Origin of the sequence: Roseitalea sp. MMSF_3546 (assembly GCF_030732865.1) — a bacterium.
Taxonomy (GTDB): domain Bacteria; phylum Pseudomonadota; class Alphaproteobacteria; order Rhizobiales; family Rhizobiaceae; genus Roseitalea.
This window is the reverse complement of sequence record NZ_JASHKB010000029.1, coordinates 23112-44849: the sequence shown is the minus strand read 5'-3', so window position 1 is coordinate 44849 and position 21738 is coordinate 23112. Positions and strand designations below refer to the sequence as shown.

16 protein-coding genes and 1 riboswitch are annotated in these 21738 nt (G+C 67.2%); of the genes, 13 read left to right on the top strand and 3 right to left on the bottom strand.

Annotated elements, in window-relative coordinates; translation table 11 throughout:
• Positions 1–133 precede the first annotated feature (133 nt).
• Together RBB34_RS17445 and RBB34_RS17440 are read right to left on the bottom strand one after the other, a co-directional pair.
• Positions 134–1261, bottom strand: a complete 1128-nt coding sequence (locus RBB34_RS17445) for a hypothetical protein (protein WP_306120525.1) — start codon at positions 1259–1261, stop codon at positions 134–136.
• Positions 1258–2562, bottom strand: a complete 1305-nt coding sequence (locus tag RBB34_RS17440) for an XRE family transcriptional regulator (RefSeq protein ID WP_306120524.1) — start codon at positions 2560–2562, stop codon at positions 1258–1260. Before RBB34_RS17440 ends, RBB34_RS17445 begins: the two co-directional genes overlap by 4 nt.
• Before the next feature lie 870 nt (positions 2563–3432).
• Between RBB34_RS17440 and RBB34_RS17435 the strand changes: the two genes are divergently transcribed.
• Positions 3433–4806 carry an aspartate aminotransferase family protein gene (locus RBB34_RS17435; protein ID WP_306120523.1) on the top strand — a complete coding sequence of 458 codons (1374 nt, stop codon included), beginning with the start codon at positions 3433–3435 and terminating at the stop codon, positions 4804–4806.
• Between the two features lie 6 nt (positions 4807–4812).
• Here the strand turns inward: RBB34_RS17435 and RBB34_RS17430 are convergent, their stop codons facing one another.
• Positions 4813–5394 (bottom strand): DUF922 domain-containing protein, encoded by a 582-nt coding sequence (locus tag RBB34_RS17430; protein ID WP_306120522.1) that lies wholly within the window; start codon positions 5392–5394, stop codon positions 4813–4815.
• Positions 5395–5822: 428 nt separating this feature from the next.
• On the opposite strand from RBB34_RS17430, the gene RBB34_RS17425 reads away from it, so the two are divergent.
• From RBB34_RS17425 to cobJ, 12 genes are all read left to right on the top strand, one after another.
• Positions 5823–7316, top strand: a complete 1494-nt coding sequence (locus RBB34_RS17425) for a cobyric acid synthase (RefSeq protein ID WP_306120521.1) — start codon at positions 5823–5825, stop codon at positions 7314–7316.
• 19 nt (positions 7317–7335) lie between these two features.
• Positions 7336–7576, top strand: a riboswitch (cobalamin riboswitch).
• A gap of 138 nt (positions 7577–7714) precedes the next feature.
• Complete coding sequence (gene cobU / locus RBB34_RS17420) at positions 7715–8245, top strand: bifunctional adenosylcobinamide kinase/adenosylcobinamide-phosphate guanylyltransferase (RefSeq protein ID WP_306120520.1); 531 nt, start codon at positions 7715–7717, stop codon at positions 8243–8245.
• Positions 8246–8248: 3 nt separating this feature from the next.
• Positions 8249–9322: a cobalamin biosynthesis protein CobW gene (gene cobW / locus RBB34_RS17415; protein ID WP_306120519.1), complete on the top strand. Its 1074-nt coding sequence runs from the start codon at positions 8249–8251 to the stop codon at positions 9320–9322.
• Between the two features lie 169 nt (positions 9323–9491).
• Positions 9492–13691, top strand: coding sequence for a cobaltochelatase subunit CobN (cobN, locus tag RBB34_RS17410; RefSeq protein ID WP_306120518.1), 4200 nt, complete (start codon positions 9492–9494; stop codon positions 13689–13691).
• Entirely contained in the window at positions 13688–14314 is a 627-nt protein-coding gene (gene cobO, locus RBB34_RS17405) for a cob(I)yrinic acid a,c-diamide adenosyltransferase (protein ID WP_306120517.1), read from the top strand. Before cobN ends, cobO begins: the two co-directional genes overlap by 4 nt.
• A gap of 59 nt (positions 14315–14373) precedes the next feature.
• Positions 14374–14793, top strand: coding sequence for a TerB family tellurite resistance protein (locus RBB34_RS17400; RefSeq protein WP_306120516.1), 420 nt, complete (start codon positions 14374–14376; stop codon positions 14791–14793).
• Between the two features lie 225 nt (positions 14794–15018).
• Positions 15019–15216: a DUF6732 family protein gene (locus tag RBB34_RS17395; protein WP_306120515.1), complete on the top strand. Its 198-nt coding sequence runs from the start codon at positions 15019–15021 to the stop codon at positions 15214–15216.
• The gene (locus RBB34_RS17390; RefSeq protein ID WP_306120514.1) at positions 15216–16373 is read left to right on the top strand and encodes a sirohydrochlorin chelatase; all 1158 of its coding nucleotides are present in this window, start codon (positions 15216–15218) and stop codon (positions 16371–16373) included. The genes RBB34_RS17395 and RBB34_RS17390 overlap by 1 nt, the downstream gene beginning before the upstream one ends.
• A gap of 888 nt (positions 16374–17261) precedes the next feature.
• Positions 17262–17915: a precorrin-8X methylmutase gene (locus RBB34_RS17385; protein WP_306120528.1), complete on the top strand. Its 654-nt coding sequence runs from the start codon at positions 17262–17264 to the stop codon at positions 17913–17915.
• Entirely contained in the window at positions 17912–19114 is a 1203-nt protein-coding gene (gene cbiE, locus RBB34_RS17380) for a precorrin-6y C5,15-methyltransferase (decarboxylating) subunit CbiE (protein WP_306120513.1), read from the top strand. The genes RBB34_RS17385 and cbiE overlap by 4 nt, the downstream gene beginning before the upstream one ends.
• On the top strand, positions 19111–19842 hold the full coding sequence (cobI, locus tag RBB34_RS17375; RefSeq protein WP_306120512.1) for a precorrin-2 C(20)-methyltransferase: 732 nt from the start codon (positions 19111–19113) through the stop codon (positions 19840–19842). Before cbiE ends, cobI begins: the two co-directional genes overlap by 4 nt.
• The gene (gene cobJ / locus RBB34_RS17370; RefSeq protein WP_306120511.1) at positions 19839–21650 is read left to right on the top strand and encodes a precorrin-3B C(17)-methyltransferase; all 1812 of its coding nucleotides are present in this window, start codon (positions 19839–19841) and stop codon (positions 21648–21650) included. Before cobI ends, cobJ begins: the two co-directional genes overlap by 4 nt.
• Positions 21651–21738 lie beyond the last annotated feature (88 nt).

Genomic DNA, 21738 nt, shown 5'->3' with positions numbered 1-21738 from the left:
GAAATTGATTGCGAAATCAGCTTCGAAATCTGCACAAAGACCACGATCGCTCAAAGAAGGCTTGGCCGGACGCTTACGATGGGGTGAGGGGCGAGAGCAGCGAAAGGCGCGGTCGTAGGCCTTCCGCAAACTATCAGGTAAATACGAAGCTTGGCTGCGTGGGGCTTTTGCGCGTTCTCGGCACGGCGATACTGATACCGAGCGCTGTCGCTCGTTGACGCGCAACGTAGGTAATGTGCCTAGTCATGTTCATCGAACGCCATATGCTGGGATTTCCGCATCCACCTGTACCGTTGACTAGGCCATCCACGAAATCATCTCCCCTGCACATACCGGGGCCTGGTGAGGTGCCAAACGTCCGCAGCCGGTTGGCAACATCCCGCATTTGCGTGGTGTGTTTGCCCCTACCCGAGCCACGCTCAACACGCCAACAATCTGCGTCAGCCCAACGAAGGTGGGGATCCGCTCGACCTCCCCCTGGACCAAACTCCACCTCGGCATGATCCGCGCCGTAGTCGCCGAAGATAATTGACTCCCCGGTACCGGCGAACGTATCGCTGGCGGCTTGCCAAGCAAGAGCCTCGTTGCGGGGGACGCTGGCGCCATCGCCTGGGCTCGCAGGGTTTTGCCTAGGATAGCTCGAACCTTGGAAGGTTATCGTCTCCCACGTTGCAGTCTCCAAAGCATCTTCAATTGCGCCCTCAATAACGCTGGCCGTAATTGCTACGTCTGAAAAATCCGACGCCCCAAAATCGAGGATGAGGTTGTTTTGCGCCGGCTCCACATCAAGCTCAGAGAGTTGGCGTGTGACCGATTCAAAGGTCGTTGGGTCCGCAAGGTCTGCAGCGGTAAGCCTGAGCGTGAGAGGGCCACCAGCCGCCAAAACTCTGTACAAAGGCCCAAGCCCTCGCGCGAGTGACGCAAGATCGACAACGGGAATGACGACGTGCCCGTGCGAACGCGCTTCGTCGAACAGCGTCCGAAGAGCCTTTTGTCGATTGCTCGGTGAGAGAGCCTTCTCGACATACTCGATGTCAAATTCGATGGGTCGCTCGACCGGCCAGCAACTCAGCAATGTTCTCGCGTGAAGGAGAACGCCCAGTGACGATGCGTCCGCCAAGAGGGGAGGGTGCGCGTCCCCTTTAGCCGGAGGCAGGATCATTCGAGGTCGGATGACCTGCTGCACCGATGGTGCCAACAATCTGAGCGCAGACCATTCGCCCTCTTTCCCACGCATTGCCGGACTATAAATGAAGCTCATCTTGGTTCCTTCTCATTGAAATCCTCGAAATGCTTTCGGACGCCCCGATGTCCGACATACTGACTGAAAAGATCGTACCGATCACGCTCCTTACGAATCCGTCCAAAGACAATAGCAGGGTGTACGCCCAGCGCCTTTGCGAATGCTATGATGGGCCCAGGCTTCATCGCAATTCGAGCGGGTGATCGCTTCCACCTGTGCTCAGGCAGCAGCAACTCGCTGGCGAACTCGTTAGCTTCGAGTTCCAAATCGTCCCGTGTCGGTTTGTCGATGTCATCGAAAAAGCCGGTCGCCAAGCCAGTTCGGTAATGCAGTACTACATGGGCGATCTCGTGCAACAACGTGAACCAGAAGTTGTCGAGGCGATCGTGACGCAAAGTAAGTCCGACCACCGGCACGCCGTTTACGACAAAAGCTGCGCCGTCGAGCGGCATACCCGGTACCGCCGGCTCGGCAACCACGACAATGCCGCGTTGCAGAAGGAAATCGATCGCTAGCCTTGGACCATCTGCGTCACTGGACAAACGCACGAGGTCGGTTAGCCAGCCCAAGTCTAGAGGATTATAGTCAACATCGAGAGATTCCGCTATAGTCTCCGCCCGCCGAGTTATTTGCGATTTCCAAGCGAGAAGAGACCAATCGTCAACAACATCCTCCCGAACGTTGAGGCCGGTTCTTAGCATTGAAGGTCTCGAATATTCGACAACGTGCTCGGCAATGTCTTTTTTTAGTTGTGCGAGCCCATCTTCAATAGACTCGCGGCCGCCCTCGATCCATCCCCGCTTGCGGGCATGTCGCACAACCTTGCGGGCCTCCTCCACGGAAATGTCCTGCGCGCCGACCCACCCGCTTCTAGGCTCTTCAAGTAATTCGCTGTGTGGTCGAATACCAACCACTGCGGCGACCTTTCGGTAGTTCGATAGGCTGATGGAACGATACCGTTCCTTTTCATATCGCTGCACCTGTTGCATCCGCATGCCAAGGCGTCGCGCGAGTTCCTTCTGTGACAAACCGAGCCGAAGCCGCCCGACAATGAGCATGGTGCCCTGGTCCAACTCTCCGAGCGCCAAGAGATCATTTACGTGCCCGGCTGAGGCCTTTTCGTAAGCTTCAAGCGCGTTCCTGATGTGCGTGCGTTCGGTTTTCAGAGCAGCGGTGACGCTTGCGATGATCGTCTGCGGGAGCCCCTTCAATAGGAGGTTGAGTTCCTCCGTTGAAGCTAACACGCCCTCGACTGCGCCAAGCGAGTTTCGCGCGCTTCGCGCCTTCGCATCAGAGACAATGATAGAATCGACTGCCATACCTCAATCTAGCACAACAATTTTGTTGTGCTACTCCAAATCACCCTTCTTCCACAGGTCCGCAGGCACACTCGATGTCATCCGATCCGGAGCAGTAGATCACTGCGAAGGCCCGAGAGCTCAGTGTGCCCATAAAGAAGACTTATCCCCCAACCTGCACCCGCCCTTATCCTCGCTGCCATCCCTTTCGCGGGACCTCGGGTCGTTTGCCGATCATCCGGGGAAGGGGACGGTGGCCTGCCGGGTGTCGCAGAGGTGCGGCGCTGGATGCTGAACCTTACGCGCGTTTGGCGGCGCGGCACGCTCGATGGTGCCGTGAGGGTTCGGGCGCCCGTCTCGAACGTCATTCCGGAATCAAGTTCCGGAATGACGTAGCAACGCGGTGGAATGAAGTAGCAATCCGGCCGAGATTCGGCGCGGCACGCTCGATGGTGCCGTGAGGGCGCGGACGCCCGTCTCGAACGTCATTCCGGAACTTGATTCCGGAATCCACGGCACGGGGCGGCGCCATGGATTCCGGAATCAAGTTCCGGAATGACGGTGGATTGGAATGACGGCGGGGCGGAATGACGGTGGATCGGAAGGGCGGCGAATCCGAGTGAGCCGGAACGGCCCGGCGGCAGCGATTCGGTCCCATCCGATGCCCCCAGCAGAGGCCGGCCGCCCATCCCGCATTGCGCCGTTCGCGCCTCGCCGCTATCTTTGGCGCATGCGCGTCCTGGAATCCTCGCACACACGCCATTTCGACCTTCTGATGCTGTGCGCGCGCATCGGCTATTCGCCGCCGCGTTCCCTCGCCTGATCCCCACCGCCCGCTTGCGGGCACGATCGAGCGGGCGGCCTCCGGGCGCCCCGGGCAGGAGCGACACGATGAGCTACCAGAACTTTTCCAACGCGCAGATGCAGGCGATGGACGCCGCGCACCATCTGCACCCGTTCACCGACCATGCCGATCTGCGCGCCGCCGGCAGCCGGATCATCACCCGCGCCGACGGGGCTTACGTCTACGATGCGCTCGGCAACGAAATCCTCGACGCGATGGCCGGGCTGTGGTGCGTCAATGCCGGCTATGGCCGAAAGGAACTGGTCGAGGCGGCCCGCGCGCAGATGGAGGAACTGCCCTACTACAATTCCTTCTTCCGCTGCACGACGCCGACGCCGGTGCTGCTCGCCGACCGGCTGGCGCGAATCGCGCCCGACCACATCAACCAGGTGTTCTACGGATCGTCCGGCTCGGAGGCGAACGACACCGCGCTGCGGCTGGTGCGCCACTACTGGGCGCTCGAGGGAAAGCCGGAAAAGACCATCGTGATCTCGCGCGACTGGGCCTATCACGGCTCGACGATCGCGGCGACCTCGCTGGGCGGCATGGCGGCGATGCATGGGCAACTCTACGGGGCCGTGCCGAACATCCGCCACGTCATGTGCCCCTATGCGTTCGAGCTGGCCGAACCGGCCGAGAGCGACCATGATTTCGGCCTGCGCGCGGCCAGGGCCGTCGAGGACGCGATTGTTCAGGCCGGGCCGGACAATGTCGCCGCCTTCATCGGCGAGCCGATCCAGGGCGCGGGCGGCGTCAAGATCCCGCCGGCGAGCTACTGGCCGGAAATCCAGCGCATCTGCGAGACATACGACGTGCTGCTGATGCTCGACGAGGTGATCACCGGATACGGGCGCACCGGCGCATGGTTCGCCGCCCAGTCGATGGACATAAGGCCCGATACGATCACCACGGCCAAGGGGCTGACCTCGGGCTATCAGCCGCTGTCGGCGCTGCTGGTCGGCGACCGGATCGCTTCGACGCTGGTCGACAAGGGCGGCGAGTTCTTTCACGGCTACACATATTCGGGCCATCCGGTGGCGTGCGCCGTGGCGCTCGCCAATCTCGACATCATCGAGCGCGAGGGGCTGATCGAGCGCGTGCGCGACGACACCGGCCCCTATCTGGGCGAAGCGCTCGCGGCGGGCATCGGCGATCATGAGCTGGTCGGCGAGGTGCGCTCGTTCGGCCTTGTCGCGGCGATCGAGATCGTCAGGGATCGCGACACGCGCGAGAGGTTCGCGCCGGCCGGCCACGCGCCGACGCTGGTCCGCGATCACGCGATCGAGGGCGGCATCATGATGCGCGCGGTGGGCGAGACGATGATCCTGTCGCCGCCGCTGATCTGGACGCCGCAGACGATCGACACGGCCGTCGACCGGATCCGGAGCGCGCTCGACGCGGCGGTCGCCGACTTGGCGTGACCGGCGCTAGCGCGCCTGCGCCTCGGCCTGGCGCAGCAATTCGTCAAGGCGCAGTTCCTCGGCATCGTCGAAGGCGAGCTGCTCGGCATTGTGCGCTCGGTCGATGCGCCTGACCACGCGCTCGGCATCGGCGTCGAGCGCCTCGCAGGTCTCGCGCGCCGGCAGCGCCTCGATCGCCTCGCCCAGCTTGTCGGCGTAGCTCTCGGCGATGCGCACATGGGTGCGCTCGTGCGCGCGCGCGTAGCGCGACAGCGCATCCCAGGCGCGCTTGAGATCGGGGTCGTCCGAGCGCGAGCGCTCGCGCCAGCGCGGCAGGGTGATGTCGGCGTCGACCTTGAAACGCGCCGTCTTGAAGACGCAGCCCGCCTCGGTCTGGCCCTGGCGCACGACGACCGGCACGAAGCGGATGGCGGCAACGGCGAGGGCGTGGCCGTGCATCGGGCCCTTCTGGCGCAACTGTCGGTCGAGTTCGTCGCTGGTCGTGCCCGACACCGAGTAGTAGCGCGTGGTGACGGTGGAGGCCGTGCTCGTGCACGCGCACAGCGTCAGGGCGAAAAGAACGGCGGATACGATGTTGGCGATGTGCATGGGTGACCTTGCGGAAGCCGGATTCCTCGACACCGTTCTATATGCACCCTGCGCGGTCCATGCGGTAGTGTTGAGGCCGAATCTCCGCACCCGATCGGCCATTGCCCGTTGCGGCTCGCGACATGGTTGTCGCGGCGCTGGAATGCGCGCCGAGCGGCCGGCGGCCGGGATGAAAAACGCCGTGTTCAGAAATGCTTAAGCACTTGTCAACCTGCTGGTAACGATGTCCGGCTAATCATGGCGACCGAGGTGGATGCCAGCACCTCGACGGCCTCCGGAACAGGTATTGCGTACCGGAGCACCCGCCCGGGACACGGTTTTGCCTGGCCTGCCTTTCCCCGCCAACCACGATCACAACCGCAAAGAAACGCCGACGGGCGCTCAAGGCCGGGCTTTGCCGCGCCGCCGCTTTCGGCTACCGGTCGGCCATGGCGCTTTCGATCATGCTGCAGGGCACCGGCTCGGATGTCGGCAAGTCGGTTCTCGTCGCCGGGCTGTGCCGGCTGTTTGCCCGGCGCGGGCTGGCCGTCCGCCCGTTCAAGCCGCAGAACATGTCCAACAACGCCGCCGTCGCCGACGATGGCGGCGAGCTCGGCCGGGCGCAGTGGCTGCAGGCGCTGGCCTGCAATGTGCGGCCCTCGGTGCATTTCAACCCGGTGCTGCTCAAGCCCGAATCGGAGACCGGCAGCCAGGTCATCGTGCATGGCCAGGTGACCGGCCGGGCGCGCGGCCGCGCCTATCAGGAGCTCAAGCCGCACTTGCTGTCGGCCGTGCTCGACAGCCATGGGCGGCTGGCGGCCCAGGCCGATCTGGTCATCGTCGAAGGCGCGGGCTCGCCGGCCGAGATCAATCTGCGCGCCGGCGATATCGCCAATATGGGTTTCGCGCGCGCGGCGGGCGTGCCGGTCGTGCTGGTCGGCGATATCGACCGGGGCGGTGTGATCGCCTCGCTGGTGGGCACCCATGCGATCCTGCCGCCCCGGGACCGGGCGATGATCGTCGGCTATCTGATCAACAGGTTTCGCGGCGACGTCGCGCTGTTCGATGACGGCCTTGCGGCGATCACGCGGTTCACAGGCTGGCCGTCCCTGGGCGTTGTGCCCTGGCTATCGGCGGCCGGCCGGCTGCCGGCCGAGGATTCGGTTGTGCTCGAACGCGGGCGGGCGCGCGCCGCAGGGCGCTTCAGGGTCGCGGTGCCGGTAACCGGGCGGATCGCCAATTTCGACGATCTCGATCCGCTCGCCGCCGAGCCTGCGGTCGAACTGGTCATGGTCCGGCCCGGTCAGACGTTTCCGGCCGATGCCGACCTGGTCGTCATCGCCGGGTCGAAATCGACCATGGCCGACCTGGCCGCGCTGAGCGCCCATGGCTGGGACGCGGCGATTCGCGCCCATGCCGCGCGGGGCGGCGCGGTCGTTGGCCTGTGCGGCGGCTACCAGATGCTCGGCCGCACGGTGCGCGATCCGGACGGGCTCGAAGGGCCACCGGGAGAGGCCCGCGGGCTCGGGCTTCTCGATGTCGAAACGGTCATGGAGCCGCAAAAGACTGTGCGCAACACGCGCGCCCGGAGCGTTGCGCATCAGGAGCCGCTGACCGGCTACGAGATCCATCTCGGCCGGACCGAGGGGCCGGACCGCGCACGCCCGGTGACGATCATCGACGGCCGGCCCGAGGGCGCCATGTCCGCCGATGGCCGGATCTGGGGAACCTATCTGCATGGCATCTTCGACAGCGGTGCGTTCCGCCGGACCTTCCTTGCCGGCTTCGGCCTGACGATCGAGCCGGTCGATCATCGCGACCGGATCGATGCGGCGCTCGACGAACTCGCCGAAGGGCTCGCCCGCGTCATCGACACCGAAGCGATGCTCGCCGCGGCGCGGGCCTTTGCGCCGCCGGCCGGCGCGGGCGCCGATTTGCGTTGACAGTGCGTGGCCCGCGCGCCTAACTGGCCGGACGATCGGTTCCGCCAAGCTTGGCTGTGCGGCGGACGAAGAGGGAATGCGACGGGCGGACCCAGACAGGGCGCTCCAATCGCAGCCGTCCCCGCGACTGTAGAATGGCGCGGGTCTTGCAGCCGGCAGTGCCGGCCGCCACTGGAGCGATCCGGGAAGGCGACAAGACCCCGGTCCGGCCCGTGCCGGCGCCATGAGCCAGGAGACCTGCCGATCGTCGGGCCGCACGGTCCGCAGTGCTGAAGGGGCGGGCTTACCCCGGCAGGCCAATGCGCAGAGCGCCGGTTTTCGCCGGCGCGTGCCGTCCGCATCGGTGCTGCTACGCCGGCAAGGCCCGTGCCCGCAACGAGGAGGGCGTGGGACAGCCGATGCGCGATCCGGTCCTTGAACAGGGCGTCACATTCATCCTGGGCGGCGCGCGCTCGGGCAAGTCGGCCTTTGCCGAAAGGCTGGTCGGCGGCTCGGGCCTGAGCCCGGTCTATGTGGCGACAGGGCAGGCCTTCGACGAGGAAATGCGCGCGCGCATCGCCGCCCATCAGGTGCGGCGCGGCGATCGCTGGCAGCTCGTCGAGGAACATGACGATCTGGAAGGTGTCCTCGGCCGGCACACGGCGCCCGATCGCGCCGTGCTCGTCGACTGCCTGACGCTGTGGATCACCAATCTGATGATGGCCGATGCCGACATGCATACGCGCATGTTCGCGCTCATCGATGCGCTGTGTGCCGCGCGCGGGCCGGTGGTGATCGTCTCCAACGAGGTCGGCATGGGCATCGTCCCCGAAAACGCCATGGCGCGCGCGTTCAGGGACCATGCCGGGCGCCTGCACCAGGAAATCGCCGCCCACGCAGACCACGTCTATTTCATGGCCGCTGGCCTGCCGATGACAATGAAAGGCTGACCGATGCTCAATGCGAAGATCCCCGCCACCGTGATCACCGGATTTCTCGGCGCGGGCAAGACGACGATGATCCGCAACATGCTTGCCAATGCGGGCGGAAAGCGGATCGCGCTGATCATCAACGAGTTCGGCGATCTGGGCGTGGACGGCGAGGTGCTCAAGGGCTGCGGTGTCGAGAACTGCACCGAGGACGACATCGTCGAACTGACCAATGGCTGCATCTGCTGCACGGTCGCCGACGATTTCGTGCCGACCATGACGGCGCTGCTCGAACGCGACAACCGGCCCGATCACATCGTCATCGAGACCTCCGGGCTGGCGTTGCCGCAGCCGCTCGTCGCCGCCTTCAACTGGCCCGACATCAGGACACAGGTGACCGTCGACGGGGTCGTGACGGTGATCGACGCGGCGGCGGTGGCCGACGGACGGTTCGCATCCGACCATGACGCGCTCGACGCGCAGCGGGCGGCCGATGACAGTCTCGATCACGAAAGCCCGCTCGAGGAGCTGTTCGAGGACCAGATTCGCGCCGCCGACATGGTGGTGCTGAACAAGGCCGATCTGGTCGACGAGGCGCGGCTCGAGGCAGTGCGCGCCAACGTCGCCGGCCAGGTCGACCGGCCGCTCAAGGTGATCCATGCCAGCCATGGCGATCTGCCGGTCGCGGTTCTGCTGGGACTGGGTGCCGCGACCGAAGCGCAGATCGGCGCGCGCAAGTCGCATCACGAGATGCACCATGAGGACGGCCACGAGCACGACCATGACGATTTCGACAGCTTCGTCGTCGAGGCCGGCATGGTGGCCGATCCGGACGGGTTCGTCGCCGCGCTCAAGCGGATCATCGCCGAACATGACGTGCTGCGGCTGAAGGGCTTGTGTGCGGTGCCGGGCAAGCCGATGCGGCTGGTCGTGCAGGCGGTCGGCCAGCGGATCGACACCTATTTCGACCGGCCCTGGGCGACTGGTGAGCAGCCCTCGACGCGGCTCGTCGTCATCGGCCTGCACGGCATGGACCGCGCGGCCATAGAGGCGGCGGTCCGGGCGGCGACCGCCGAGGCGGTGATCGCGGCGGAGTGAGCGGCGTGTCGACCATATCCCCCTCTGTCGGCTGCGCCGACATCTCCCCCACAAGGGGGGAGAGCAGGCGCAAGCGGTCCTGTCCAGCACCCACTTTCCCCCCGTGTGGGGGAGATGTCCCGCAGGGACAGAGGGGGGTGTCGGCAGGTTTGCGGTCGGCCTGCCGCTGATGCACCTGCTGCTCGCACAGAAGGGGTCCATCGGCGACGAGGGCGAGGCGGTCGATCTCGGCCAGACGCCGGGCGATCTCTGCGTGCTGTCGGCCGCCGATACCGAACTGGCCGCGCTCGCCGCCGCGCACCGGGGGCGCGATGGCGAAACCGCGCTGCGGCTCGTCAACCTGATGCAGCTTCGCCACGAAATGAGCGTCGACACCTGGATCGCGCGCACCGGCCGGCACGCCAGGCTCATCGTCGCGCGGCTGCTCGGCGGGCAGTCCTATTGGCGCTATGTCGCAGAGGCGCTGCGGTCGGCCGCCGACGCTCACGGCTTTGCCTTGGCGCTGCTGCCGGGCGACGACAGGCCCGACCCGGGTCTTGCGCCGTTCTGCACGGTGGCGCCGGCGGACTGCGATGCGCTGTGGGCGTTTTTGCGCGAGGGCGGGGCGGACAATGCGTGCGGGTTTCTCGACGCGTGCGACGACCTGATCGTCAGCCGGCCCATCGAGGGCGCGGCAACGCCGCTGCTGAAGGCAGGGGTGTGGGAAATACCCCCCTCTGTCCCTTCGGGACATCTCCCCCACATGGGGGGAGAGCCAAGGGGGGCTTCCACTTCGGCGTTTTCTCCGACGGTCGATGATTCGGACGTCGATGAAGCGGGCCCGCTCTCCCCCCTTGTGGGGGAGATGTCGGCGCAGCCGACAGAGGGGGGTGCTTCGCCGTCTTCCTCAACCCCGGCACGGGGCTCGGCCCGGCAATCTCCCGTCCTTCGACAGGCTCAGGAGGAGGGATTGGCGCGTCACGCCGCCATCGTCTTCTACCGGGCGCTGGTGCAGTCGGGACAGACCGCGCCGGTCGAAATGTTGGCTGAAGCGCTCGGCGCGCGCGGCATGGCGGTGACGCCGATCTACGTGTCGAGCCTGAAGGACGATGTGTCGGCGGCGACCGTCGAACGGCTGTTCGACAAGGCCCCGCCGGACGTGGTCGTCAACATGACCGGCTTTGCCGTCTCCGCCCCGGGCGGGGCGCGCGTGCCCACGGTGCTCGAAGCCACCGGCGCGCCGGTGCTGCAGGCGGTGCTGGCCGGCTCGCCGCAGGCGGTGTGGGAGGCCTCCACGCAGGGGCTGACCGCGCGCGATCTGGCGATGAACGTCGCGCTGCCCGAGGTCGACGGGCGTGTCCTTTCGCGCGCCGTCTCGTTCAAGGCGGCCGAGACATGGGACGCGGCGACCCAGGCCAACATCGTCTCGCACCGGCCGGTGCCGGACCGGATCGCTTTCGTTGCCGATCTCGCCGCGAACTGGGCGCGGCTGCGGCGCACGCCGGCGGCCGAGCGGCGGGTTGCCATCGTTCTCGCCAACTATCCCAACCGCGACGGGCGGCTCGCCAACGGCGTCGGGCTCGATACGCCGGCGGGCACCGTGGAAGTGCTCAAGGCGATGAAAGTGGCGGGATACGATGCCGGCGAACTTCCCCCCGATGGCGATGCGCTGATCGATCATCTCAAGGCCGGGCCGACCAATGCGGCGACCGATGGCAGGGAGATTCGCGAGACCATTTCGCTGAATCAATACAAGGCCTTCTTCGCATCGCTTCCGGTTGAGAATCAGGTCGAGGTTCGCGAACGCTGGGGCGAGCCGGAGGCCGATCCGTTCTTTGCGGACGGCCGGTTCGCCCTGCCGCTGACGCGGTTCGGCAACGCGTTCGTGGGCATCCAGCCGGCGCGCGGCTACAACATCGATCCCAAGGACAGCTACCACTCGCCGGACCTTGTTCCGCCGCACGGCTATCTCGCCTTCTACGCGTTCCTGCGCGCGCAGGCCGGCGTGCATGCGATCGTCCATATGGGCAAGCATGGCAATCTGGAATGGCTGCCCGGCAAGGCGCTGGCGCTGGCCGAAACCTGCTGGCCGGAAGCCGCGCTCGGCCCGCTGCCGCATGTGTATCCGTTCATCGTCAACGATCCGGGCGAGGGCACGCAGGCCAAGCGCCGGGCCGCCGCGGTGATCGTCGATCACCTGACGCCGCCGCTGACGCGCGCCGAAAGCTACGGTCCGCTCAAGGACCTCGAAGCGCTGGTCGACGAATATTACGAGGCGGCCGGCAACGATCCGCGCCGGCTGAGCCTGCTCAAGACCCGCATCCTCGATCTGGTGCGCGACATCGGGCTCGACCACGACGCCGGCATCGCCGAGGGCGAGGCCGACGACGCGGCGCTCGAAAAGCTCGATGCCTATCTGTGCGATCTCAAGGAAATGCAGATCCGCGACGGGCTGCATGTCTTCGGCCGCGCGCCCGAGGGCCGGCTGCTGACCGATCTGACCGTGGCGCTGGCACGTGTCCCTTCGGCGGATCGTGAGAGCCTGCACCGGGCGATCGCGGCGGATGCAGATCTGGTGAGTTCGCGCCAAACCTCCCCCTTGAGGGGAGGTCGGAGAAGCGAGCGGAGCGACGCTGATCCGGGTGGGGGTGAAATCGGTGGCGACCCCCCACCCGGCTCGCCTGCGGCTCGCCGACCTCCCCTCAAGGGGGAGGTGGAAGCTGCGGCGTTCGATCCGCTCGACTGCGCCATGGCCGAGCCCTGGCACGGGCCGAGGCCCGATATCCTTCAAGAACTCTCGAACGATCCATGGCGCACGAACGGCGACACGGTCGAGCGGATCGAATTGCTGGCGGCGAAGCTGGTGGGCGGCGAGATCGACTGCCCCGACGGGTGGAGCCGAACGCGGGCCGTGCTCGATCGGATCGAGGGCGAACTGAAGCCTTCGGTCGCCGCCTGCGGACCCGCCGAGATCGACGGCGTGCTGACCGCGCTCGACGGGCGGTTCGTCGCGCCGGGGCCGTCGGGCGCGCCGACGCGCGGGCGGCCGGACGTGCTGCCGACGGGGCGCAACTTCTTCTCCGTCGACAGCCGCGCCGTGCCGACAGAGACGGCGTGGGAGCTGGGCCGAAAATCGGCTGACCTTCTGGTCACGCGCCATGTGCAGGACCATGGCGAATGGCCGACGTCGCTCGGGCTGACCGCCTGGGGCACCTCCAACATGCGCACCGGCGGCGACGACATCGCCCAGGCCATGGCGCTGATCGGTGCCAAGCCGGTCTGGGACGGCGCGTCGCGGCGCGTGACGGGCTACGAGATCATCCCGCTCGCCGGTTTGGGCCGGCCGCGCGTCGACGTCACGCTGCGCATTTCGGGCTTTTTTCGCGATGCATTTCCCGACCAGATCGCCCTGTTCGACAGGGCGGTGCGGGCGATCGGCGCGCTCGACGAGGACGCGGCCGACAACCCGATCGCCGCACGCATGAACGCCGAGCGGGCGCGGCTGGAATCTGAAGGCGTGGCCGAAGATGACGCCGCGCGCCGCGCCGGTTTCCGCGTGTTCGGGTCCAGGCCGGGCGCCTATGGCGCGGGGTTGCAGGCGCTGATCGACGAGAAGGGCTGGGATAGCGCCGCCGACCTGGCCGAGGCCTACATGGTCTGGGGCTCATACGCCTATGGGGCGAACGCCGAAGGCCGGGCCGAACGCGCCGCGTTCGAGACAAGGCTCGCCAGCGTCGAGGCCGTCGTCCAGAACCAGGACAATCGCGAGCACGATCTTCTGGACTCCGACGACTATTACCAGTTCGAGGGCGGCATGACGGCGGCCGTCGAAACGGTCCGGGGCGAGCGCCCGGCGGTCTATCACAACGATCACTCCCGGCCCGAACGGCCGGTGATCCGCACGCTCGAGGACGAGATCGGCCGTATCGTGCGGGCGCGCGTCGTCAATCCCAAATGGATCGAGGGCGTGATGCGGCACGGCTACAAGGGCGCCTTCGAGATGGCGGCGACGGTCGATTACATGTTCGCCTTCGCCGCGACCACGGGCGCGGTGCGCGACCATCATTTCGAGGCGGTCTACCGGGCCTACCTCGTCGACGAGACGGTGCGCGGCTTCATCGCCGACAAGAACCCCGACGCGCTGGTCGAAATGGCCGACCGGCTGCGCGAGGCGATCGAACGCGGCCTGTGGACACCGAAATCCAATTCGGCGCAGTTTGATCTGGCTGGATTGTCTGGCGATGCACCCCCCTCTGTCCCTGACGGGACATCTCCCCCACAAGGGGGGAGAGTGGGAGCCCGGTCCGATAGCACCCGCCCGCTCTCCCCCCTTGTGGGGGAGATGTCGGCGGAGCCGACAGAGGGGGGTACAAAGGAGGACAAGGCATGACGAATGGACAGGACAAAGAAAACGATCTCGCCCGCCACGCCGCCAAGATGGCCAAGAAGAAGGCAGCGCGCGACAGGATCATGGCGACCAAGACCAACGAGAAGGGCCTGATCATCGTCCACACCGGCAAGGGCAAGGGCAAGTCGACCGCCGCCTTCGGCATGATCTTCCGGCACATTGCCCATGGCCGCAAATGCGCCGTCGTGCAGTTTATCAAGGGCGGCATGGACACCGGCGAGCGCGATCTGATCGAGCGGCACTTTGCCGATCTGTGCGCGTTCCACACCATGGGCGAGGGGTTCACCTGGGAAACCCAGGACAAGGCGCGCGACGTCGCCGCCGCGCGCGCGGCGTGGGACAAGGCGAAGGCCCTGATTCGCGACGAGACCAACAAGATGGTGCTGCTCGACGAGATCAATGTCGCCATGCGCTATGAATATGTTCCGGCCGAAGAGGTGATCGGCTTTCTTGAAGCCGAAAAGCCGGCGATGACCCATGTCGTGCTGACCGGCCGCAACGCGCCCGAAGCGCTGGTCGAGGCGGCCGACCTGGTCACGGAGATGGAACTGGTCAAGCACCCGTTCCGCTCGGGCGTGAAGGCGCAGATAGGCGTCGAATATTAGGACTTGCCAGCGCTCGGCCGGCGGACGATGCTCGCCGGGCGGGCATCGGGGAGGTGGCGATGGCAGGGCTATTGGAAACGATCCGCGGCAGGCTCGAACGCGAACGTAATGTCCGGCTGGTGGCCAGCGACCCGGCGCTGACGGCCGAACTGCTGCTGCTGTTCCGCGTGATCCTGGCCGACGGACAGGTGCGCGGGGAGGAACTCGACACGTTCAAGCGCATCTGCCGACAGGCGTTCGGGCTCGAGCCGGAGGCGATGGACGGCGTTTACCGCTATCTTCAGGATTTCGGCTACGAGACCAGCGATTTGCAATCCACGGACGTGTTCCGCGACCTGCCGATGGAGCGGCGCAAGGCGTTGCTCGAACACATGATCGCGGTCGCCCAGGCCGACCATGCGCTCGATGTCAGGGAAATGCGCCTTCTCGAGCGCACCGCCGACGCGCTGGGATTCGACCTTAAGGGCGGGCCCGGCTGAGCGCGGGTCGGGGAAAGGCCGCCGGCCGCGATTGACCGGCCGGGGCGCGAGGTCTAGTCTGGCGCCGTTGCCGGCAGTGCCGCCCCCGGGCGGCCGGAACGGTGTCCGTACGCGTCGACCCATGCCGGGGGCGCCGGTGCGGAACTGCCGTTGGAAGACGCGCCCAGCCTCGGTGGGGCGCGCGAGCTGCCTGCGACGCAACGCCAACCCAGCAGGACTGCCGTCATGACATCTGTTCGCCTTGCCTCACTGAGCGCCATCGTTTCGCTTGCCGCCGTGCCGGCCTTCGCCCATCCCGGCCATGTCGCCGAGCAGGCCGGCCACCAGCACTACCTCACCTATGGCGCGGCGGGGCTGGCGGTGCTGATCGGCGTCGGCGCGCTCGTCATCGCCCGCCGGCGCGCCGCCAGGCGCGACCGCTGATGCTGGGCACGCCGCCGCCCGGCACCCGCTATGGCGTGATGATCTGCGGCCATGGCAGCCGCAACAGGAACGCCGTCGACCAGTTCGCGCAACTCGCCGAGAGGCTGCGCGGCCGGTTCGGCGACGTGCCGGTCGATTACGGCTATCTGGAATTTGCCAATCCGGTGATCCACAAGGGGCTCGATGCGCTGGTCGCGCACGGTGCCAACCATATCCTGGCCGTGCCCGGCATGCTGTTCGCCGCCGGCCATGCCAAGAACGACATTCCCTCCGTGCTCAACGCCTATCAGGCGCAAAAGCCCGGCGTGACGATCGATTACGGCCGCGAACTGGGCATCGACCTGAAGATGATCCGCGCCGCAGGCGAGCGCATCGAGGAGGCGCTTGTCGCCAGTGGCTGGAAGAAGGGCGAGCCCTTGCACGACACGATGCTGGTCGTCGTCGGACGCGGCTCCTCCGATCCCGACGCCAACTCCAACGTCGCCAAGGTGATGCGCATGCTATGGGAGGGCATGGGCTTCGGCTGGGGCGAGACGGCCTATTCCGGCGTCACCTTCCCGTTGGTCAAGCCCGCCCTCGAACACGCCGCAAAGCTCGGCTATCGGCGCATCGTGGTGTTTCCCTACTTCCTGTTCACCGGCGTTCTGGTCAAGCGCATCTATGCGCATACCGACGCGGTGGCCGAGGCCCATCCGCAGATCGACTTCGTCAAGGCGGGCTATCTCAACGACCACGACCTGGTCATCGACACCATGGCCGAACGGGTGCGCGAGATCACCGAAGGCGCCAACCTGATGAACTGCCAGATGTGCAAGTATCGCGAGCAGGTGCTCGGCTTCGAGGCCGAGGTGGGCCTGGCGCAGGAAAGCCATCACCATCATGTGGAGGGCGTCGGCGGGGCGCCGGAGAACTGCCCGTGCAATGGCGACTGCGACGCGCGCTGCCGCGACGAGGCGTTCTGCCGCGAGCATGGGCTCGAATGGACGCCGGTGCACAGCCATGCGCACGATCATCACCATCATGACCATGCGCACGGTCACGGGCATGACCACAGCCACGGCCACGACCATGGCCATGACCACGGCCATCATCACCATCCCTATCCGCAGGCCGACCACCCGCTCGGACCAAGGAGCATGGCTGGTCCGAAAGCCTGAGGCATGCGGCGCTATGATCGCTATCTGATGGTGGACTGGTCTGCGGCCAATGCTCCCAAGCTCGGCAAGGACTCGATCTGGATCGCAATGGCCGAAGGCGGAGGACTTGCGTGGGTGCGGAACGTTGCGACCCGCACGGAAGCCATGGCGCTAATTCATTCGGTTGCCGCCGAGACGATAGCGGCAGGCAAGAAGTTGGTGGCCGGATTCGATTTTGCCTTCGGGCTTCCGGCCGGCGCCGCAGGGCAGCTTGGGGGTGAGGCATCCTGGCGGGCTGTCTGGCGTCTTTTTGCCGAACGAATCGCCGACGGACCCGACAATCGGTCAAACAGCTTTCAGGCGGCGGCGCGCATCAATCGCGAGATGTCGGGCGAGGGTCGGCCCGGCCCGTTCTGGGGCCATCCCCACCAGCATGGCGGGATGTATGACGGGTTGGCGCCGACCAAGCCCGATCTGGCAGGACTCGAAGTGGCTGAATTCCGCCATGTCGAGCGCGTGGCGAAGGGTGCCAAGTCGGTCTGGCAACTTGCGTATAGTGGCGCGGTGGGCAGGCAGACACTGTTGGGAATCGCGCATCTTGAAGCCATGCGCAATGATGCTGAGATCGGCCGGCATATCGCGATTTGGCCCTTCGAGACCAAATTCGAGCAAGACCTGAGCCGATCCATTACGGTTGTCGAGATTTATCCATCTTTGTTTTCCGTTGATCAGCAGAACGACGAGCCCCTTGATGCGGCGCAGGTTCGCGCGGCGGCGATGGCCTTCATGGCACTGGACGAAGAAGGCAGGATCGATGAACTGTTGGGGCCACCGCCGGCGCTCGATCCGAGCACGCGCGAGACGGTTCTCGCCGAGGAGGGGTGGATTGCCGGCGCTGGCCGCACGTCGATTACCGCGCGCAGACGGAGCGGTCTCGACTATATCCGCGATCCGGAGGCGATCTATGCGCAGTCCTTTGCCGAGATCGCGCGGATCGAGGGGGTGGCGGCGCTGCCCGAGCCGGTCCGGCCGCTGGCCACGCGGATCGTTCATGCCTGCGGCATGCCGGACGTGCTCGGCGATCTGCGCTTCAGCGCCGATATCGTCGACCGGACCGGCGCGGCGTTCGAGGCGGGAGCGGACATCTTCTGCGATGTCGAGACGTTGCGGCACGGGGTGATGCGGCAGCTCCTGCCACAAGGTTGCCGGCTGCATTGCGCCATCGGCGACGCGCAGGTGGCCGCGTATGCGCATGAGCACGGGATGACGCGCGCGGCCGCGCAGATCGACCTTTGGGGCGAGCGGCTCGAAGGGCAGATCGTCGCCATCGGCAATGCGCCGACGGCGCTGTTCCGCCTACTGGAACTGCTCGACGAAGGGCGCGTCGGCCGGCCGGCCGCGGTGATCGCCTTTCCGGTGGGCTTTGTCGGTGCGGCCGAGAGCAAGGCCGAACTGGTGCGCGATGCGCGCGGCATGGCCCATGTCACCTTGCTTGGCCGGCGCGGCGGCACGGCGATGGCGCAGGCCGCACTCAACGCGCTCGCCGGCGGGCTTGCGACGTGAGCGCGCCCTGGCTGCACGTCATCGGCATCGGCGAGGACGGCATGGCCGGGCTGTCGCCGGCCGCGCGGGCGCTGGTCGAAAGCGCCGAGGTGATCGTCGGTGGCGACCGCCATCACCACCTTGCGCCGAACGTTCACGCCGAGCGCATCGCCTGGCCTTCGCCCTTCGATGCGATGATCGACGCGATCCGCGCCCAGAAGGGCAAGCGCGTCGTCGTGCTCGTGACCGGCGATCCGCTGTGGTATTCGGTCGGCGCGCGGCTGCTGCGTGCGTTCGATGCCGGCGAGATCGCCTTTCATCCGCAATTGTCGGCCTTTCAATGGGCGGCATGCCGCATGGGCTGGTCGATCCCCGATGTGGAGACGGTCACGGTGCACGGCCGCGCGGCCGAACAGATCGTGCCGTTCTTTGCGCCCGGCGCGCGGCTGCTCGTGTTGACCAGGGACGCCACGTCGCCCGCGACGATTGCTGGGCTGTTGCGCGAGCGCGGCTATGGCGGCTCGAAACTGACCGTGCTTGCCGCGATGGGCGGGCCGGAGGAACGGCGCATGCAGGGAACCGCCGAGGCGCCGCCATCGGAGGTGCCGGACTTCCACACCTTGGCGGTCGAGTGCATCGCCGGCCCTGACGCGGTGATTTATCCGCGCACCGGCCTGCCCGACAGCGCCTTCGTCCATGACGGCAAGATGACCAAGCGCACGGCGCGGGCACTGGCGCTTGCGAAGCTCGTGCCGCTGCGCGGGGCGGTGCTGTGGGACATCGGTGCGGGGTGCGGGTCGGTCGGCATCGAATGGATGCGCGGTGCGCCCGAGGCGCGCGCCATCGGCATCGAACCCAAGGCCGAACGCCGTGCCATGGCGGCGCGGAACGCGCTGGCGCTCGGCGTGCCGAGGCTGGAACTGGTCGAGGCCGAGGCGCCGGCGGGGCTCGAGGGGCTCGATGCGCCGGACGCGGTGTTCGTCGGCGGCGGCGTTTGCGCCCAGACCGTCGCGGCCTCGATGACCGCGCTCAAGCCGCATGGCCGGCTCGTCGCGCACGCGGTGACGCTCGAAAGCGAACAGGTTCTGTTGTCCGCCTTTGCCGATCATGGCGGCGACCTGCAGCGCATCTCGGTCGAGACCGCAGAGCCGGTCGGTCCCTATCACGGCTGGCGTCCGGCCATGCCGGTGACGCAATGGTCGTGGGTCAAGACGCCATGAGCGGGACGCTCTACGGCATCGGGGTCGGGCCCGGCGCGCCCGACCTGATCACGCTGCGCGCATACCGGCTGCTGACGGCGGTGCCGGTGATCGCCTGGCCGGCGCCCGAGACCGGTGAGAGCTTTGCGCGCTCCATCGTCGCCGGCTGCATCCGCGCCGACCATGCTGAAATCCCCATCCGCGTGCCGATGCGGCCCGGCCCGGCGCCGGCCGGCGAGGTCTATGACCGCGTGGCGCCGCAGATCGCCGCCCATCTGGATGCCGGGCGCGACGTGGCGGTCGTGTGCGCGGGCGATCCCTTCTTCTACGGCTCGTTCATGTATCTGTACGAGCGGCTGGCCGGCCGCTACCGCTGCGAGATCGTGCCGGGCATATCCTCGGTGATGGCGGGCGCCGCCGCGCTCGGCCTGCCGCTCGCCGGGCGCAACGACGTGCTGACGGTCGTCCCCGCTCCGCTCGACGACGCGGCCATCGCGGCGCAGATCGAGGCCGCCGACGCGGCGGTGATCATCAAGGTCGGGCGGCACCTTCCGCGCGTTCGCGCGCTCATCGACGCGATTGGCCTGATCGACGGCGCGTGGTATGCCGAGCGTGTGACACTTGCCAATGAACGCGTGATGCCGCTTGCCGAGGCGAAAGCCGAGCCGGGACCGTATTTCTCGATGATCTATGTGGGCCGTGCCGCCGCCGGGCCGGCGCCGGCCGTCGGTGCCGGGCCGTCGCGATGAAGGCCGACGCGCCGCCGGCCATCGTGGTGCTTTCGCCGCGGGCCTTGCCGCTCGCCGCACGCATCCGTGCCCTGGTCGGCGGCAATGTGCATGGCGCGGCACGCCGCATGGCCGCTTCGGGCATCGACATCGCCTTCGACGATGCGGGCCCGCATCTGCGGGCCCTGTTTGCCGCGGGCACGCCGATCATCGCGGTGATGGCGTCCGGGGCGGTGATCCGCCTTCTGGCGTCGGCGCTGTCCGACAAGCGCGCCGAACCGCCCGTCATCGCGGTGGCTGAGGATGCCAGTGCCGTCGTGCCGCTGCTTGGCGGCCATCGCGGTGCCAACGACCTGGCACGCCGGCTTGCCGCAGAACTGGGCGGGGCGGCGGCGATCACCACGGCCGGCGACACGCGCTTTGGCGTTGCGCTCGATGCGCCGCCGGAGGGCTATAAGCTGGCCAACCCCGAGGGCGCCAAGGCGGTGATGGCCGACCTTCTGGCCGGCGCTCCGGTCGCCGTGGACGGGCACGCGCCCTGGCTCGACGGGGCGCGCCTGCCGCAGGCCGCCAATGCCGATCATCGCATCGTCGTCACTGACCGGGTGCATCCGGGCGGCGCCGACCGGCTGATCTACCATCCAAAACGTCTGGCAGTTGGGCTTGGCTGCGAACGCGGCTGCGATCCGGTGGAGACGCTGGCGCTGGCGCGGGCGAGCCTTGCGGGCGCCGGGCTCGCCGAGGAGGCGGTCGGCGTGGTCGTCTCGCTCGATCTGAAGGCCGACGAGCCGGCCGTGCATGCGGTGGCGAGCCATTTCTGCGTGCCGGCGCGGTTCTTTGCGGCCGAAACGCTCGAAGCGCAGACCCCGCGCCTTGCCAATCCGTCCGATGTCGTCTTTGCCGAAGTGGGCTGCCACGGCGTGTGCGAGGCGGCGGCGCTGGCCGCCGGCGGAGCGGCGGCAGAGCTCGTCGTCGAAAAGCACAAATCGGGCCGGGCCACCTGCGCCGTCGCGCGCGCCCCGGCGCCCTTCACCGCCGATGCGATGCCCGGCCGGGCACGCGGCTCGCTCGCGGTGGTCGGCATCGGACCGGGCGGGCAGGCATGGCGTTCGCCGGAGGCAACGGCCATGGTGCGCCGGTCCAGCGATCTGGTCGGCTATTCGCTCTACCTCGACCTGCTCGGTCCGCTCGCCGGTGGCAAGGCGCGGCACGATTTCGACCTTGGCCGCGAGGAGGACCGGGTGCGTCACGCCATGGAACTGGCGGGCGAGGGGCGCGACGTCGCGCTCGTCTGTTCGGGCGATGCGGGCATCTACGCCATGGCGACGCTGGTCTTCGAACTGCTTGCGCGCGGCACGTTGAGCCCGGGTGCCCGGCGCATCGCGATCGACATCGCGCCGGGCATTTCGGCGCTTCAGGGGGCGGCGGCGCGGGCCGGTGCGCCGCTCGGGCACGATTTCTGCACGATCTCGCTGTCGGACCTTCTGACGCCGTGGCAAGACATCCAGCGGCGCGTGCGTGCGGCGGGCGAGGGGGACTTCGTCATCGCCTTCTACAACCCGGTCTCGAAGAAGCGCCGCACGCAGCTTGCCTGGGCACGCGATGAACTTCTGGGGCACCGGCCGGCCGACACGCCGGTGATCCTGGCGGCCAATCTTGGCCGGGACGGGGAGAGCGTGCGCATCGTGCCGCTGGGCGCATTGTGCGTCGACGACGTCGACATGCTGACCGTGGTGATCGTCGGCTCTTCCGACACGCGCACCGTGCGCACCGGCGACGGCCGCCACTGGGTCTACACGCCGCGCGGCTATGCCGGCAAGCAGCGGTGATCGCAATTGATGCCATGATGCGCATATGATAAGGAAAGCATCGGGTAAAGCCGAACTTGCCTAGGGCCGGAAGGAAACCACGCAGGAT

Bases quoted from the DNA above. Each gene is read 5' to 3' on its own strand.
- RBB34_RS17445 (WP_306120525.1), bottom strand. From the start codon at position 1,261: ATGAGCTTCATTTATAGTCCGGCAATGCGTGGGAAAGAGGGCGAATGG.
- RBB34_RS17440 (WP_306120524.1), bottom strand. From the start codon at position 2,562: ATGGCAGTCGATTCTATCATTGTCTCTGATGCGAAGGCGCGAAGCGCG.
- RBB34_RS17435 (WP_306120523.1), top strand. From the start codon at position 3,433: ATGAGCTACCAGAACTTTTCCAACGCGCAGATGCAGGCGATGGACGCC.
- RBB34_RS17430 (WP_306120522.1), bottom strand. From the start codon at position 5,394: ATGCACATCGCCAACATCGTATCCGCCGTTCTTTTCGCCCTGACGCTG.
- RBB34_RS17425 (WP_306120521.1), top strand. From the start codon at position 5,823: ATGGCGCTTTCGATCATGCTGCAGGGCACCGGCTCGGATGTCGGCAAG.
- cobU (WP_306120520.1), top strand. From the start codon at position 7,715: ATGCGCGATCCGGTCCTTGAACAGGGCGTCACATTCATCCTGGGCGGC.
- cobW (WP_306120519.1), top strand. From the start codon at position 8,249: ATGCTCAATGCGAAGATCCCCGCCACCGTGATCACCGGATTTCTCGGC.
- cobN (WP_306120518.1), top strand. From the start codon at position 9,492: ATGCACCTGCTGCTCGCACAGAAGGGGTCCATCGGCGACGAGGGCGAG.
- cobO (WP_306120517.1), top strand. From the start codon at position 13,688: ATGACGAATGGACAGGACAAAGAAAACGATCTCGCCCGCCACGCCGCC.
- RBB34_RS17400 (WP_306120516.1), top strand. From the start codon at position 14,374: ATGGCAGGGCTATTGGAAACGATCCGCGGCAGGCTCGAACGCGAACGT.
- RBB34_RS17395 (WP_306120515.1), top strand. From the start codon at position 15,019: ATGACATCTGTTCGCCTTGCCTCACTGAGCGCCATCGTTTCGCTTGCC.
- RBB34_RS17390 (WP_306120514.1), top strand. From the start codon at position 15,216: ATGCTGGGCACGCCGCCGCCCGGCACCCGCTATGGCGTGATGATCTGC.
- cobI (WP_306120512.1), top strand. From the start codon at position 19,111: ATGAGCGGGACGCTCTACGGCATCGGGGTCGGGCCCGGCGCGCCCGAC.
- cobJ (WP_306120511.1), top strand. From the start codon at position 19,839: ATGAAGGCCGACGCGCCGCCGGCCATCGTGGTGCTTTCGCCGCGGGCC.